The organism is Biostraticola tofi (assembly GCF_004343195.1).
Taxonomy (GTDB): Bacteria; Pseudomonadota; Gammaproteobacteria; order Enterobacterales; family Enterobacteriaceae; genus Biostraticola; species Biostraticola tofi.
This window is the reverse complement of record NZ_SMCR01000004.1, coordinates 307,354-324,212: the sequence shown is the minus strand read 5'-3', so window position 1 is coordinate 324,212 and position 16,859 is coordinate 307,354. Positions and strand designations below refer to the sequence as shown.

Sequence of the window (16,859 nt, the reverse complement as noted above, 5' to 3'; positions counted from 1 at the left end):
AAGTTTAAAGTAGGGAACCGTGAATGCGCTGTTGCTGATAAGCATTTCCGTTAGGGCGCAGTGAGGGTTGATGAGCGTTATCCCGGTTTGCGCCAGCCAGGTTTCGATGCTTTCCTGCAGTGCGCCCAGTCACTGACAAAACGCGGCCAGGTCAGCCTGGCCTTTACTTGCATAGGGATCTGGGCGCGAATGTTTACCCTGAAGTTTTTGCAGGAACCGTGCTTTTGCTGACATCGATAGTGCTCTGACCCGGTGGTAGAGGATTGTATCGCGCTAAATCCGGGCCTGGTGGCCAAGAAAGTTTTGCTGTTTCATATGGCGTATCAGCACGCGGCCTTCGGGCATAAACTCCGTGCCATAGCGCACCAGTCCCACGCCTTTCAGCTCAGCATCAATGGCATAGCGCAGCTCGCCAGGCGTTGTCTGTTGCTGGATCACCACTGCGATTTTTTTCAGCCGGGGCTCATACTTCAGCAGCACCCCAGAGAGGGTTTTCATCAGTTCATGCTCGATACCCGGCAGCCCATTGATTACCGAAGTCATATCCGGCAGTCCGTAGTCCGGCAGATGCGTGAGCGTACCGGCGTGGCAGTTGAGGATACGCTGCATATTGTCCAGTACCGACATAATCACCTGGTTTTGCTCACTGACCTGATGCAGGTCGAGCCCGCCGGTGAAATTGCCAAAGAGGGTCTCATACAGCGACGGACGCGGGGCCTCATTCATCTTTAAGCGCCTTCAGCGTCAGCCGGTTATTACCCGCCTCAATTATCCTCGCCTTGTCCGGATCGAGATCGTCCCGCTTCAGCACCACCCGCCAGGTATTGTTTACCTGATCCGGTGACATAAACATCCCGGCCACCGCCACATACTGCGCATTCTCGTCCATCGGCATATCGACCATCACGGCCCCGCCCGGCTGCAGACGAATGTCTTTCTCCGCCACCAGGTCCGCTTTGAGGGCCTGACTGTCGGCCTTAAACAGGGACGGGTAATCCGTACTGTCGAACGTCCTGCGGTCCTTCAGTTGATAAACCCTCACCACCGTGGACAGCGCCACCCCACCGGCATTGTTATTGATGGCTTCACGGGCATGAATATCAAGATGCAGGGTTTTCACCTGCTTATAAAAAACAGCTTTGGTCACAGCTACTGTGCCGTCCGTGACTTTCTGGGTCAGGCCACAGCCTGTCAGCATCATCGCGATGCCCGACGCCAGAGTAAGTAAGGTGGTTTTACCAGCGGTAATCGCCATCTTCATCGGTCTCCCTGCGGTGAATATTTTCCTGAACGCGCTCATAGCGGCCAAGATTGATGATCATTGTTTTGGGGTGTGTAGTTGTCTTCGCTACATTCAGCGGTCGCATCACGGCGGTGCGGCCCAGCTGTACCCCCCCTGCCTGAGGTTCACTGCTCATTGTCGCGTCAGGCAGCAGGCTGCGGTCCACACACAACTGCAGCCGCACATCGAGACGTGACCCGAGATACACATGCAGCAGTGCCATTAAATCCGCGTGGAGGTCGCCCTCGGGCAACCAGCCCTGCACTTCCTCCGGGTTTGCGGTGGACAACCTCATCAGCACCTGGCTGTTCACATCGGTGGCATAGTTGCCCATCACCGGCCGGTTCTTGAGGGTAACAGGCTGACACACGCTCATGGTCAGCGGCTTTTTCAGCGGAACACGACGTTTATCGTGATGCCAGATTTTTGTCTGCGTGTCCGGGGCCAGTAGACGCACCAGAGAGGCCAGGCCTTCCGCGGTACGCCCCGGGAGTAACATCACCGGTAACAGTGCCAGAAAGCGTGAGGCGGGTGCCGCGATACTGTCCGTACAACCGTCAATCCCGAGCCCCGCGAGCCCCAACAGGTACTGCGATATATTGTCCCTGCCGCCCGCTTCGAAGCTCGCCGGATACGAATATTTACGCCAGATACGGTAGTACTGGGCAATCAACCGATGGTTGAAGATATCGAGAAAATCAGCGGTCGCTTCATACCCTTCCCGCCGCTGGGTAATGTCATCGATATAGTGCGTCGGCAGCGGCGACTCCACGCCATAGAGTCCCATAAAGGTGATACGCACCGTGGGCGGCAGGTGTGGATGTTCCGCCGGCTCCAGCGCTTTAATTTCCGAGGCCGGGAACCCCATCCCCGGATGGGGTCGGAAGCGCACCGGTTCATGACGCACATGCCAGGTGCTGCCGGTTACCGGCTGATTCGGCTGACTCTGCTCCAGGAGCTGGCAGAAACGGTAAAAGTTGATATAGGGCAGCCGGTCACCCAGCTGCGCCATTAACCGGGCAGGCGCGGACTGTGATTCTCTTTCCACCGGATGCACTTTCCTTCTGGCTGAACAATAAGGGTGAATTGGTTAAACTGGTTCATGTCGGCATAGAGGGCAAAGAACCGGTTGAGCATTTCGCCAAACAGGTGAATGTCCCCTTCTCCTGTGAAACCGTTGCTGTCGAGGGTGACTTCGATATCCAGCCCCCGCAGTAGATACCCCTGCACAAAACGCTGCAGACGGTGATGCGTAACATGCTGAATGGCCTCAAGCCGGCGGTTATTGAGCTCATCTTCCTGCCAGTTATAGAGCGCCAGCGTCCCGCGCAGCACTTCGGCAGAGCTCATCATATTGAGAAAGCCGGAGCCGAGATGGCTCAGCACCCGCCAGTGAAAGCGGTCTTCGGCAGGGGGATAGACCGGCAGCGTGGGCTTACAGAGATTTCTGACCGTTAACGGGGCCTGCACCACCTGTTCACAGCGGTCAAGCAGCGTACTCTGAAGCGCCCGGCGCGGTAACTGACCGTTAGTGCCGGTGATTTGCAGTGAGACGGCTTCACGCTCAAATAACCGGTCATCTTCCCACTGGTGACCGCCCAGAATAAGCCAGGTGTCATACAGCCCGGTGACACTGCGTTTCACCCGGGTATGGTAATAACGCGGTGGGGCCTGGCGGCGCATCATGCCGCCTTTATGCCGGAAGCTGCTGAACGGCACGTACTCCGCATCACGGGTCCGGTTCGAGCCCGTGACTGAGTCGACGGCATAAATCTCGGTGTGCCCGTCCTGCAGTCGTTTCGGTCGCAGCAGGTATTCGCTTTCAAGCCCGGTGATGGTGAGCGGGTCCGCTTCCAGCGTGAACAGGTTAATCACCGGCACGCAATGCAGGCGGACGGCATCATCGGTGACCGGTAGATCTGACGGCCACGGTGTACTGAACACCACCTCAATATCGAAATACTCCGTCCCCAACGGCGGCGTGATACCGTCCAGACCATTGAGGTGAACAAACATAAACTTGTCGCGGAAGGTGAAGTATTCCAGCAGCAGCTGATAACCACTGAAGGCAGTATCGCCTTTTGGCCACAGCCCGTCCTCTTCAGCAAAACCGCCCGGGGAGAAGTACCCGTCAAGGCGGATACGGTCAGTCTGTCCAGGCAGACGCATATACAGCGCCGCCTGTCGCTTGGTCAGCATCAGGTGCAGCTGACTACTGACGGGCGCATCAGCGCCAAGATATAGGCTCAAGTGACTCAGGTCAGCATGTGACCAGTCCGCCTGCGTACTGCAGGCAAAACGCATGCGCAGGAGCGAACGTCCGTCGGTTTCGGTGGTTATGGTGACACCCGAAATACTGAGCGGATTGAGCATCACATCCTGGGTCGTGCGGTAGCGACAGACCGTGTTCTTCGGCCCCACCGGTCGGGAGTACACTTCAAGACCCGCGGGCATCACTTCCGCCATTTTCACGGCCTGAAGCGCGGGTGTGAACGCCACCACCGAGAGTGATGGAATGGTACGCAGGTAGTGTGGCCAGAGCATGCTGACCAGCCCTTCGGTCAGTTCCGGCAGGTCGTCGTCAATCTTCTCCCGCAGCCGTCCCATCGAAAAAGCGAAGCCTTCAAACAGACGTTCAACATACGGATCGGGCGTGCCGGCCTTATCGAGGTCCAGCATGGCGGCGCGATCGGGATGGGTCTGAGCAAATTCTTTGGCGGCTTCACGGAGGTAACGCATTTCCGCGTCGTAATAGCGCAGGGTCAAACCTTCCATTTATTTCTGTTCCTGTGGATTTAACCGCAAAGCACGGCAGCACGGGCTGGATCGACTGCGATCAGCCCGGCAAGTAACTGGTCCATCATCGGCGTGAGACGAGCCTTGTCAGCCTCACTGCGCCCGGCTTTCAACCGAAGGAGTTTCAAATGGCGGGCCTGAACTTCAAACAACAGCTCAGGCTCCCATTGAGTGAGGGAGACTTCACTGGCACGTGCCCAAAGCTCCGCAAACAGATGCACCGCCAGCTCATTTTTACCGTACTGCTCAGCAATACGCCCCATCAGCAGACGCAATAACCATTTCTGACGGTCAGTAGCCATGCCAGTCCGGTTCTGTAACCAGCCCAACGCAGCATCCGGACCTTCGCTGTCGGCCAGCGCCACAGCTTCCGGCTCTAGCGCCAGAATGTCATCGTGACCGGCAGCCATCTGTGCGGATGGCATGTCATGGCCCCACCCACTCGTCGCTTCCAGCACATGTTGCTGGATCCAGTTCAGCGTTATTTCATCCGCAAACGGCGTACCGTCACTGAAGGCCAGTGTTTCCAGGCCTGACATGCGGCTCAGCAGCCCTTTCAGGTCAGCCGCCACAATGTCGGCCAGCGTTACCTGACCGGACTTCATCAGGGCCTGGTGGATATACCACTGCAAATCCAGCCACAGGTGATTGGCACCGCGGGAAAAGGTACTGTCTGCTGTCTCGAGCATTTCAGCCCAGTTCTGCTGCAGGTAGAGGCGTTTGAGTAACGCGCGTTGATCCGCCCTTGGCGGCTCGATGCGTGTACGCCCCTGCGCATCCGGTGCCGGGATGGCCCGCAGGGTGTCGTGACGCAGGCTCTTCATCAGATGGTGTGCTGACAGCCAGCCATCTGGCTGCTCGCGCAGGTATTCGGTGAGGGTGCGGGCCTGAGCCAGCAAATCCTGACCGGACGTGATCCGCCCGATGGCCGGGGCATCGCTGTGACTGGCAGCCGAAGGGGTTTCGCTGGTACTGGCGTTCTGCGGTACCACCGCATCCACGCCGCCCGCTTTCTGCAGACGACTTTCCAGCGCGCCGTACAACGCGTTGAACTGCGGGCGGGTTTCATCGGGCTCATTATCTGTTAGCTGCGCAATCAGCAACAGTGCACCAATGGTACGCACCGCCTCTTCCCTGACCACTTCCGGGTACAGCGACAGACTGTCGGTCATGCGCGAACCGGCCAGCCATTCCAGCGCCGCCTTGCGGCTGCGGTCACGCTGCGGGTGCAGTTGCGCGCCGAAGCGCTCCAGCAGGCCGGCCAGCAGTTCGAGCCCTTCCGCCAGCCCCTGCTCACCTTCGCGGTGCAGCTTCGCCCAGCAGTAGTACGTTGCCACCCGAATGTCTTTGGCCGTACCGATGAGCAGTTTCTCCGCCAGCCGGCAAATGAGTTCCGTGTCAGCCCCGGAAAGTTTATTAACCTCTTCCCGCATCTGCTGGAAGTCATCGTCATAGCCCGGGTCGTCCCCGACGGGGGACGCCTCTGACAGCGGTTGCAGCCAGCCCTCCCACTGCGCCACGCGTTCAAGGGTGGCAGCAAGCAGTGGCGTTTCCTCTGACTGGCAGGCGCTGAGTAATGCATTCAGCGTACTCATCAGTCATCCTCCCCGGCGTCGTTACCTGCACTGGCAACCGGGTCTGACGGTGCCGCACCAGTCGTGCTGAAGAGGGTCTCCGGCAGACGGAAATTACGCAGTTTCAGCAACGCCAGCGGCCCCTCTTGCGCTTCGGTTCGCAGGGTGTAATTCAGAGGGCGTCCGTCCTGCGCTTTCCAGCTCAGGCTGTAGCTGCTGCCGACGCCCGGGTAAGCCTTGACCGTCGCTTTCTCGAGCAGGCGTATCCAGCCCCAGGCACCGGGGATATCCGCATACTGACGGGTACCCGCCTGCGTGCTTATCCAGCTCAGGTTAGCGCCAGGCGCCTCAGTATCCGCAGGCCAGGTGAAGCGCTTCCACGCCGGCAACTGATTTACATAGGTCAGTTTCTGGCTGTCGATAATCATGTCAGTCTGCATCACGCCGGCGGCGGTGCCCGGACGTAGCTCGAAATACATTCCGGCGTTGCCTTCGGTGAACACCACATCCGCGATATGGCTCAGGGTATTGATGGCGTTGAGGAAGGCCGGGTTAAAGGTCAGCCCCTGCGCGTTAATGCTGTCCGGCACCCAGTGAGTCCCTTCCTTATGCAGCACGCCCTTAAGACAGGTTTGCAGGAACTGCGCAATACGCCCGGAATCGGCATTGAGGTATTTTGCCAGCAGCGGCAGGGAGACCTCACTGCTGATATTGCGGAACGGATAGCGCCCGCCAAACGCACTGTTCCACTCGCTAACCACCGCCTGCTGCCACTGGGCATTGAGGCTGTCTGCCGCCGGGGTCAGCACCTGCTGCCAGGCCTGCTCCATCGGGCTCACAAATACCGTCTGACCAAAGCCGCTCCACTCCTGGCCGAGGCCGGCGGCAATCAGGCTGCCATAGTCGCGGGTTTCGGTCAGGTCGACGGCCTTGCCCTGGAATACCGTCTGGGCAAGGGTCTGGGCCATCGCCTGCGGGTCGGCCGCGTTGGTCACCTGCTGCAGGCGCAGACGCACCTGGGTGACACGGGTCAGATATGACTGGAGGCTCTGGGCCTGCGTGCCGGAGCGGGCTTTGTCCATTAGCGCCAGCACCGGGCCAAAGGTCGCGTCCAGCGGGCCGTGAACGCCGGCGCTCTGGTCAATCGCATCCTTATTGTCCCCACCCAGCAGATTCTTCGCCGACTTCACCAGCGAGTCAGAAATCGCTTCGCCGGCCTGGCCGGTAAGCCCCTGCACGTTCAGGGTGTTCATCAGCGCCACCAGAGGCGACTGGCGCACGTCGGCCATCAGGATCAACTGGTCAATCGAGTCCGACAGCGTGGCGGCCCGGTGAAGCCGCAGACTGTTGAGGAACGCCAGCCAGGCCCCGCCAAAGTCCGCAAAATAGCGGTCCGTCAGGCGCTGCTTCAGCACCTCCGGGGACGCGTCATCCCGAGAGGTCGCCTGGCGTTTGCTGTCGGTGAGCACCCAGTCGAGCTCGTCCCGGCGCGCCTTCACCGCTTTCTCGATGGCCGGCTGCACCGCCTGCTCCCAGGCCTGGCGGGTGAACATCCCCGGCACCACCTCGGTAGTACTGAACAACCGCGCCGCGTCCGTGTCGCCGGTCATATCATCCAGACGCATATCGACATACAGATGCGCCACCTGAGAGAGCATCTTCTGATACAGGGAGGACTCGCTGTTGCGCACGCCCATCAGGCGAACCAGCAGCGAACGCGCCTGACTGACCATGGCCTCATCTGCGGATAACGTCCATTGTGGATGGGCTGTCAACTGCGCACCGTAAAACGACAGCAGTGACGGGGCCATGCCCTGCCAGACGCTGTCTTTCACGCCTTCACGTTTCGGCCAGTTATGCAGCAGCGCGCTGCTGAACCAGGCCGCATCCATACGTTCCGGGCGGTCCAGCATCAGGTAGAGTTTGAGCTGGTCATAGGTGGTTTTTGCCATCTGCTCGCGCAGCGGACTGCCCGGCGGTAACGCGTTAAAGGCACTGACCTGCTTCTGCAGATGGCTGGCTGCCGCATCACGCAGCAAAGGCAATGCGCTGGCCTGATAGCGTGGCCAGAGCGCGGCCAGCAGCGCGTTATTCTGGCTCATCCCGGCCTGTTCATACCATGGCACGCCGTGCCCGGCGCGGTACTGCAGGCGGGCCAGGGTTTTCTGCAGTTCAGACAGGGCATGCAGACGCTGCGCCAGCGGCTGGTTTGACTGTATGGCAAGCGTTGCCTGCGACTCTGCCCCGCCAATCTGGCTGCGGTTAGCGACATAGGCAATGCCCATCCAGACGGCCCAGCCCACCATCGCCAAAGCGACAACAGACGCCATTACCTTCCGCCACGGAATGCCGGGCTTATGTGGCCGCAACGCCGCAGGCAGGGAACGGACTGAGTCAGGCAGGACATCCCAGCGCTTATCCATCCCCCAGTGATGTTTGACAGCGCGCTCAGCACCGGCAGAGGGCTGACTGAACACAAGCCCGGCCAGCGGCAACGGACGGTACGGATTGAGCATCACCGACAGCGGAATGGTCACGCTCTCCGGTTCACGGATAAGCTGGTCCGCCAGGGCCAGCAAGAAATTATGCTTCACGTCTCCACAGGTTTGCTGCAGACCCTGAGTGGTCAGCTCCGGCGTCAGGGCGGCGAGCTGCTCTGCGAGCCCCTCCGCGCGACACCCGGCAGGCAGCAGGCAACCCGTCGCCTGCACAATGCGCCCTTCCGGTTGACCGGCGCGCGGATGCAGGGACCAGACGTACAGCGGGAGTGTCCAGCCCAGCACATTCATACGGTCACTGATGGCATGGGAAAGGGAATCCATAGTGCTTTCAGACGGGACCGGTGAAGGTCGCTCCAGCCCGGGCGCTGACAGCTGGTCAAAGGTCGAGGTGACCCACACCAGACCATCCACCGGACGACGGCGCAGTTTACGCAGCGCGGTCAGCCAGGCACTATCTGCCGGCGTATTGAGGTCCCCGCCCCACAGCAATAGCGTTCCGCGATCTTCCTGCCAGAGCTGATCTGTCAGGCCAGGGGTCAGCAGCTCGACCTCAGAGGCGGTGCCAGTGACCAGCAGGATGCGTGTTTTACGCCCCCAACGCCGACCGTAGAGGTTACGCATGGCGAGGCGGATGATGTCGACGGTGACGTTGCGTGGTGCGGTCTGTTTAACGCGACCTTCATCGACGGGCAGCACATTTTTACGCTTTGCCTGAAAACGGTGCCATCCTTGATTGATGGCAAGACTAATTGTTTTGCCATGACGAAGCATCAGTAACAGCAATAAAGCACCGGCAAGCGTCAGGCTTTTCAGAAGCGTAGTGTGCAGCCCAATCCGGTCGCCAAAGTGCCAGATTAACCAGGCAATCCCGCTGGCTAAAAGCGCGGAGAAGCCCAGTCGTCCCCAGCTTCCGCGCCATGCTGAATCACCCATTGTCATCGTTTCGGTTCCCTGTTTGCACTGTATTAATAAATATCTGCTCACCATCTGCAGAAAGCATCAGACAGTCTGATTTTTGTATATTCACGATATCGCTGGCTACTGCGGCCATTATCCATGGAGAAAAGGGGCCGCTGAGCCCGGCATATTTTTCCAGCCAGTGGAGCTGTTCAGATTTCCAATGACCGCCATAACTTTGTGCTGCTTCAAGCAGACCGGAGAATGCATTTCCCCATTCCACGTTGTCGCCAACAATACTGGCGGTGGAACAGGCCTGAGTTTGCGTCGAGAAAAACGTATCCAGTGACTTTTCTGAAATCGCTATATCAAGTGCCATTGGACGCAAAAGACGGGCATTAAAAGAGAGCTTATATTTTGCGGCCACATCATCGGAGGTCAACAGCAGGACGGCTAGGGCATCACTGTACGCATCTCGCCCCTGAGTCTGGTGAATCAGGATTAAATCCACATCCAGCGTCGGTGATTTAATTCGCCCATCAAGTGAGAGGAAGGACTTTGACGTAAGAATGGTCAACTGTGGCACCAGACGATCAGGAATGGCTGTCTGCCAGGCATGTGCAAATGCATCCTGCAATGCTGGCAAATCATCGTGAGAGTCGGTCAGCAGTGTGACGGCGGGTACTATATCTGAAGACAACTTTGCCAAAGCCGGGTTTAACCCTGCAAGCAAAACAGAAAAATGAGCCTCATGACCGTGCAGACAAATTCGTTGGGTCAGAGATGTGCTTTGCTCCAGCGCTGACGGGGCAGCCAAAAAATTTTGAGATGTCAGATTTGCAGGCAGCATTACACCGCTGTGCAGTACTGTAATATTGCGACCAGCCCAGTCCATCCACTGTTGTTGTGCAAATTCTGCTTCGCCGGCTTCAAATTCGTGTTTGTCCACCGCATTGTTATAGAGCCAGCCACGCAGACAGAGAAAGAAAAACCAGATAACTGTAGGGAATGCGGTGACAGCCCAAAGATTAAATGTTTGAAGTGGTCCTGCCAGTTGATTGGCATGCAGGACAAACAACAGTACGCCCCCGACCAGCGCGAGCACCCCCAGCAGCATCCACAGGATGAATGAAGGTTCTTCGGGTTTAGCCGATATCGTTGATTTCTGACGCTCCCAGCTCATTACTTATCCTATTACACAATCCGGTGCACTGGAGATCACCTGACAACCACACTAACAATGGCAACCATCCACAACTACGGCTTTACCATCAGAGGTCCATTCAGATGATCCTTCAATAATGGCATTAATATCATGCCCATTTTTGGGGCAACTGATTTTATCGCCAACGAGGGCAACCTTTTTGCCACTTACAACCATTGTTGATGAAGCAGAAATAACCTGGCCGCCGTGCGTGGTTTTATCACCAATCAATACAAATCCTTTAGACACATGCCCCTCCCATAACAGCCATTAATAATGTTTTAGCGAGATTTCTGTTTTACAAATTCATACTTCGTTTTTTCTGAATTTGAGAAGTAACGATCTATTATTTCATCTCCATTAGGATAAATAAGCGTATATCCACCACCTTTCTTCTTTGGAGGAACAGCATTAACAACCATATCAGAGTGAAATATGGGTTCAAATACAATGCTATTTGCGTCATGGACACGATAAGTCAACATTGGCTGGCCTTGTACGCTAAGAACTAACATTTCCTCATCTGTATTCTTTTTTCTAATTAAAGGATAGTAATTTTTTTTATTTCTATAACACCGTAGACATCATCATAATGCCCATCTCCCCTAGGGGGTGCATTTCTATCAAAAACAAAAACAATATCACTGGGTATACTTCTCTTAACCCCTGCCCCGAATTTCTTCATGTTATGATATTGAAAATCAAATTTTATATTGCTTAATTTCCACTCACACTGGCCACCACCATCAAGAGCAATATTGTTACTCACTCTATCGCTCCCTTTTTCCGGATTAAAAGGAACAGTCAGCAGATGATAGCCAGCTCGAGAGTTTATCGCTCCTGTCGAGGTAAATATTTTATCCCTGCATTTCTCTGAGCGATAAATCACATCCATCGGCAGAATATCGACATCCGCAGGTTTAACAACGGCAACTTTTACGGTTTTACCATTTGGTGGCGGAGAGAGGTTTTCACTTAACGCGCAGCCGCTAAGTGCTAATAACGGCAGCAGGTATAATACATTAGCCTTTTTCATTCATCGCATTCCTGTTTTGTCTTGCAGAAAAGCTCCCGTATATTCCCTTAGGAATCCAGTTCAACAATCTCATACTTCAATCACTAGGCATGGTCAAATATTAAAAGCAGGACTACAACTCACTTACAAAACAGTAAGTTAACATACTCATTTCATTTCTTTGAGTCTTTTAAAGTCGAGTGGGTAAGAACCTTTTTTCTTGATAGTTTGAGTTCCATCCGGATAAATTGATAATGTGTTATCACCAATTTTTTCCGGACCTAATATTCTTATAAGCCTATCGGAATGTACATTAGGTTTGAAAAATATACTTTTCACATTGCTAGCTCGAAAAGTCAACATTTCCTCACTTTCAATGCTAAGAGTTTTAGCATGATCAATAATACGATCATATACTACCAAAGGGTAATAATCACTCTCTATTTCTATAGCTCCAGAAACATCCTTATAATGCCCATCCCCACGTGGGGGGGAGTTTTTATCAAAGACAAAAACGATATCATTAGGAACATTCTTTTTAATATCAGCACCAAATTTTGCCATATTACTGAACTTAAACTGGAAACGGATATTGCTGAGCTTCCACTCACACTGACCACCGCCGTCCAGCGCAACGCTGTTGCTCACGGTATCACTACCCGGTTCTGCCTTAAAAGGAACAGTCAGCAGATGATAGCCAGCCCGGGAATTTATCGCTCCTGTCGAGGTAAATATTTTATCCCTGCATTTCTCTGAGCGATAAATCACATCCATCGGCAGAATATCGACATCCGCAGGTTTAACAACGGCAACTTTTACAGCCTTACCATTCGCTGGCGGAGAGAGGTTTTCACTTAACGCGCAGCCACTCAGTGCTAATAACGGTAGCAGGTATAATACATTAGCTATTTTCATTCAGCATATTCCTTTTTTGTCTTACGGAAACGCTCCAGGGCGGGCTTCCCTTCAGGCATTTGTTCCGTTACTTTCAGGGTTTCCACTACCAGACGCTGCAACGCGGCAAACAGTCGATTTCTTTCCTTTTCATTATCCGGGATACCGGCATCTGATAACTGTTTTTCGAATGCGCCCCTGCTCTCTATACGTTTCAGAGGGGCATCGGGGCAAACCAGTTCCACCAGTTGGTCATTAATATACGGCAGATAGGCGGCGGGCATAAAATGGTTGCGCGGGTCGGTAAGTATGGAGTCTAAATCCGGGTTTGTGTTTTTGGGAAAAAATTGCTTCATGCTGTCGGGTGTTAAAGAGCGAATAAATTGAATATCCTGATTTTTTGCAGAAATGCTTTTCTCTTCCGCCAGGGAGGGGATTAAATAATATTTCGTTTTTTTAGGCAGACGGTACTTTATCCTGCGGCATTTAGGGGCGCTCATTGAGCCTTCGCATTGCAGGCTTTCCACCACCTGGGTGGTATAATAGAACAGCACAATATCTCCATGATGCCAGAAGCAATCCCCCACGGTAATGCCGGTGATTTTTTGTGAGAGCAGTTCCGCTACAGACCATGTTGTACCCAGTACGCTACCAACCGGACCATAAATCTCATAAAACCAGTTATAGAGATTTGCATCCATTGGTACGCTGGTGATGGTATCCGAGTCATTAACGTGCCGGTAATGCGTAATACCCGTAAGCTGCAGGACGGCGTCGGCAGTAAACACCCTCGGCATACCGTAGGTGTAAAGAAGCGGTTTTATTGATTTTAACTCTGCGGCATAAATTAATGCCAGCGCTCCTCCTAAGCTGTGTCCGCAAAGGAATAGCTCTCTTTGTTCAATTGTGATTAAATTTTTTATTTCTTTAAAACTATCTTGTGACTTATCTTTAGCATACTCAAAAGCATCTAAAAAACCCTTATGAATTTTACCCGTGGGGACAAGATAGGACGGACACGCCTGTGGACTAAAGGTAATATCCGTTACCCAGTCCCTCACCTCCTGCGTACCACGCCAGGCCACAATGACATGTTCATCATTAGAAACATAAAATAACTGAGTATCATGCTGAATAATACTTCCGGCGGTGGTAACAAAGCGTGGATTGATATAGCGCTGGCTAAAGGGGACATCTTTAACCACGGCGTAATAGTCGTGCTCATCACTTAATTTCGGTGCAGCGGAGAGATCGACACATTCCTGCTCGAAATATCGAATAATTTGCTCTTCCGCAGAGTAAGAAAGATCGGCCATTATTCCCAGATTGTAGGCATTAACTATCGAATAATCCGTTTGATGATGCAACATTAATGACCATGCGCGAAATGGGCAGACTTCAAAAACATACCGGCAGTTAAGTTTTTTTATCGTCTGTCCGGTAAACTGGGCGTCCGGGAAATGGTATTCAGGTGGATTCGCTTTATCTTTCCATTCCGGCATCATCTCCGGAAGAGAATCGCACAGCTGGCCTATTTTCAGGTAACGATATTCGTATCCTTCAACAGCTGCTTTAGGTTTTACAGTGGAATCATCCTCACTGCGCCCAAAGGGCCTCAATGCTCTTTTTTCCATCTCATCCGCAAGCGGTTTTGCTTCAATATGCAAAATAAGCTCAAGAGGATGTAGTCCTTCTATTCGAATTATACCACTGGCGTCGCTTTTGCCGGTATAGGAAGCACACTGGCTACGAGTCGCTGCATTCTCAGCCACATATGGCATATCAGGGATGGGAGTTTCGCGTTCATCCATGAGCTGAATCTCAACCCAGTACTTTTTTTGTTTACCGGTCCAGGCATCCGGGTATTTACATTCCAGGGATGTAGTAGCTGTACTCATTGCTTTTCTTCCTTGATATCAGACAATTCTTCATCCGGGAATTCAATTTTTAGCGCTGATGGCATCGCGGTGAACACTCGCATTGTTTTTCCATGCTCATCAGAGACGCCCTCATATACCTCACCTTCTCCAGTTGTGATTCTGAAAAACGTAAAAGGTTGAATCTCCCCACTATCAGGATCTTTTAATGTGAAACCCTCGCCGTACCCTTTCGGGAATGTACGCGGCGGAGTGTTCAGCGAGGCTGGTCCCATTTTCTGCGCATTGGTACATTTCAATAAAATATTTCCCGGTGCCCCCAACTCGATATTACCACCACTGAGTTTGATATAGGCTCCGCCACAGGTGATCGACAATTCCTGACTGGCGTTTATGGACACTTTCCCTTCGGCACTGCTTATCGTGATGTCCTGTAGTGCCTCTACGTTAAGCTCTCCTTTCTGGGCCTGGATATCCATTTTTCCTGCGCCAGCAACCAATTGCATCCCTTCTCCCTGCGCAAATACGCTGACTGTTTTGGTTGCAGCAAGCGTAATTGACTCCCCGGCGCTAATGTCCGTATTTTTACCTGACATCAGTCCAACACTTGCGCTCCCCGAAGCCATGCGTACCGATTTAGGGCTAACAATTCCTATCCCATCAGGCGCATGGGCCAAAATACCTGCCTGCTTCAAATCTTCCAGCGCATTATTAAGCTCTTCCTGGGAGCCTGAATCACTTCGTGTAGCTCCAGCTTTTTGAACAATTCCGCTTAAGCTTTTTGCCAGTGATAGTGCGTTTTTAAGCTGCCGAATTGCATCCTCCATGTCCATCATTCGACCTTGTGCACCTTGTTGTGCATCAGCCGAGATGAACACCCCTTTTCCCCCCCGAACAGCCACCCAGTCATCCGTTCGCAGTTCAGCGCCCTCGCCCCGCGGCAGTCTGTCATCGTCAACATTGTGGCCTAAATTGAGTTGCGTCTTGCCCCCGTACTCCGTACTGAGTTTGACATGCTCCTCACCGCGCTTGTCCTCCATCCGCAGCTTGTTCAGGCCCGCGGTACGGATGACGTTGCGCGTGCTGTTGGCTTCGGTAACGTGGTCCACATGGCGGGAATCATGCAGGGCGTGGGCGATATATGGCCGGTCCGGGTCACCTTCATGGAAGGCGATGGCCACTTCGGTGCCCTGAATCAGCGGGAAGTGGAAGCCGTATTTATCACCACCGTAAGGCTTGGCAAAGCGCACCGGCATGCTTTCCATGCCCTGACGTTTGTCGTCACGGTCGGCATCAAATTTCACCCGGTACAGGCCCGATGCATCCTGCCAGGCGTAGATATCGTTGTCTTTGGCGCTGGTCACACGCGCCATCAGGGTACCGCTGATCACCGGGCGTTTTTTCGCAGCAGGACGCCAGCAGCGGTTCTCGTAATACGGCATCGCCGCCCACGCCACCTTCAGGGCGTTCTGACGACTGGCGGTGTAACCGGCACTGATGATGATGAGCCCGTTTTCGGTTTCGCGGGGCAGGGTCGGCGCGATGGCCGTTTCGGTGAGGGTCAGTACCTGAGCCGGGCCGAGGGTGTGGTCGGTGCTGCTGCCGGTCACCGTCGTCTGGTTTGACAGGAAGCGTTCATGCTCCAGACGCGCCCAGAAGTTGGCGGTTTCCGCCGTAGGGGTAATTTTGTCACCCCGCTCAATATGCCGCGGCCGATGGTGATACACTTCCCCGTAGGTGATGTCCTCCCCGTCACCGCGGGTCATGTCTGCCGGCACCGAGGACAGGACGTTCTGGGCTTCCCGGTGGTTGTAGTCACTGGCCGTGACAGTGCGCTCCACCACGTTATGCCAGACATGCACGCCCCACACTGAATCCACCCCGTTGTCATTCGTTCCTGACGGGCTGTTCAGCGGCAGTTTTTTACCGAACGTCCAGGCGCTCTGCTTGTCCGCAAAGTGCACCACTTCGGTCTGGGTGTCCGGCTGCAGGGTGAAGAAATAAAAAATCCCCACCTCCGCCAGCAGGCGTTCGATAAATGCGAGGTCATTTTCCTGATACTGGTTAATCTGTTCGCGCTTTGGGTAGTCAGCCTTGAGGGTGAAGTCATATTCCCAGCCTTGCAGGCCATGCTCCTGCAGTACCTCCTCGACCACTTCCGGTACCGATTTGTTGACGAAGAAACGATGGGTACGGAACTGATTACCGAGCAGCGCCAAGAATGGTTCGATAATGATTTCATACTTAACCTGATCGCGTGAACCCGTAAGGCGTCGAAAATGTGTTACTACTCCATGTACGACTTTACCTACTACCGGATTCAAAAGCTCGCCCACGCCCATATTTAATGTAACGGATTTACTCAACATCATATCGGCAGTGAGATCCGGATAAAGACTGGTGAAACGGATAGTGTAATGGTAGAGAACACTCATCTGTTCCAGACCTTCAAAACCCTCTACATCCAGTGGATAAGGACAGGAAGGAATATTTAAACTGTAGCGATTAAGCGTAGCACCTGTTATTTGAGATATATTATTCATTTTTTAATCTTCTGTCAGGTTGAACAATACGACCAATGCAGGATAGTTAATTAAAAATAGATTATTACCTTCAGTAGTAGTCATCCCATTTCCTTCGGATATGAGGAAATGCAAAGCGATAAATTAAGTAACCAATATAGATTATTAAAATACCACCACCTCCCCAGTAAAACTTGTTATCATCACTTGAAACAAAAAATGACCATGCAGACAAAAAAATCCCAAACATCGCCAACGTGGCTCCTGTTGCACAGATGATATAAGCTGACATGACCA

13 protein-coding genes are annotated in these 16,859 nt (G+C 53.7%); all 13 read right to left on the bottom strand.

What is annotated here, in order from left to right; genetic code table 11:
- Positions 1-273 precede the first annotated feature (273 nt).
- The 13 genes from tssE to EDC52_RS11230 all read right to left on the bottom strand — a co-directional run bounded on the left by tssE (position 274) and on the right by EDC52_RS11230 (position 16,583).
- Positions 274-726, bottom strand: a complete 453-nt coding sequence (gene tssE, locus EDC52_RS11290; RefSeq protein WP_131865422.1) for a type VI secretion system baseplate subunit TssE — start codon at positions 724-726, stop codon at positions 274-276.
- Positions 719-1,255, bottom strand: coding sequence for a type VI secretion system lipoprotein TssJ (tssJ, locus tag EDC52_RS11285; RefSeq protein WP_196237758.1), 537 nt, complete (start codon positions 1,253-1,255; stop codon positions 719-721). Before tssJ ends, tssE begins: the two co-directional genes overlap by 8 nt.
- A complete protein-coding gene (gene tssG / locus EDC52_RS11280) occupies positions 1,236-2,294 on the bottom strand; it encodes a type VI secretion system baseplate subunit TssG (RefSeq protein WP_196237763.1) in 1,059 nt (352 codons plus the stop codon). The genes tssJ and tssG overlap by 20 nt, the downstream gene beginning before the upstream one ends.
- Complete coding sequence (tssF, locus tag EDC52_RS11275) at positions 2,294-4,057, bottom strand: type VI secretion system baseplate subunit TssF (RefSeq protein ID WP_131865419.1); 1,764 nt, start codon at positions 4,055-4,057, stop codon at positions 2,294-2,296. Before tssF ends, tssG begins: the two co-directional genes overlap by 1 nt.
- Positions 4,058-4,077: 20 nt before the next feature.
- A complete protein-coding gene (gene tssA, locus EDC52_RS11270; RefSeq protein ID WP_131865418.1) occupies positions 4,078-5,673 on the bottom strand; it encodes a type VI secretion system protein TssA in 1,596 nt (531 codons plus the stop codon).
- Positions 5,673-9,092 (bottom strand): ImcF-related family protein, encoded by a 3,420-nt coding sequence (locus EDC52_RS11265; RefSeq protein ID WP_131865417.1) that lies wholly within the window; start codon positions 9,090-9,092, stop codon positions 5,673-5,675. Before EDC52_RS11265 ends, tssA begins: the two co-directional genes overlap by 1 nt.
- On the bottom strand, positions 9,079-10,233 hold the full coding sequence (locus tag EDC52_RS11260) for a hypothetical protein (protein ID WP_131865416.1): 1,155 nt from the start codon (positions 10,231-10,233) through the stop codon (positions 9,079-9,081). The genes EDC52_RS11265 and EDC52_RS11260 overlap by 14 nt, the downstream gene beginning before the upstream one ends.
- 51 nt (positions 10,234-10,284) lie before the next feature.
- Positions 10,285-10,503, bottom strand: coding sequence for a PAAR domain-containing protein (locus EDC52_RS11255; RefSeq protein ID WP_131865415.1), 219 nt, complete (start codon positions 10,501-10,503; stop codon positions 10,285-10,287).
- A gap of 32 nt (positions 10,504-10,535) precedes the next feature.
- The gene (locus EDC52_RS11250) at positions 10,536-10,769 is read right to left on the bottom strand and encodes a hypothetical protein (protein WP_165911701.1); all 234 of its coding nucleotides are present in this window, start codon (positions 10,767-10,769) and stop codon (positions 10,536-10,538) included.
- A gap of 26 nt (positions 10,770-10,795) precedes the next feature.
- Positions 10,796-11,290, bottom strand: coding sequence for a hypothetical protein (locus tag EDC52_RS11245; protein WP_131865413.1), 495 nt, complete (start codon positions 11,288-11,290; stop codon positions 10,796-10,798).
- A 147-nt stretch (positions 11,291-11,437) separates the two neighbouring features.
- The gene (locus EDC52_RS11240) at positions 11,438-12,184 is read right to left on the bottom strand and encodes a hypothetical protein (protein ID WP_131865412.1); all 747 of its coding nucleotides are present in this window, start codon (positions 12,182-12,184) and stop codon (positions 11,438-11,440) included.
- Complete coding sequence (locus EDC52_RS11235; RefSeq protein ID WP_131865411.1) at positions 12,181-14,061, bottom strand: lipase family protein; 1,881 nt, start codon at positions 14,059-14,061, stop codon at positions 12,181-12,183. Before EDC52_RS11235 ends, EDC52_RS11240 begins: the two co-directional genes overlap by 4 nt.
- A complete protein-coding gene (locus EDC52_RS11230) occupies positions 14,058-16,583 on the bottom strand; it encodes a DUF2345 domain-containing protein (RefSeq protein WP_131865410.1) in 2,526 nt (841 codons plus the stop codon). Before EDC52_RS11230 ends, EDC52_RS11235 begins: the two co-directional genes overlap by 4 nt.
- Between the last annotated feature and the right edge of the window lie 276 nt (positions 16,584-16,859).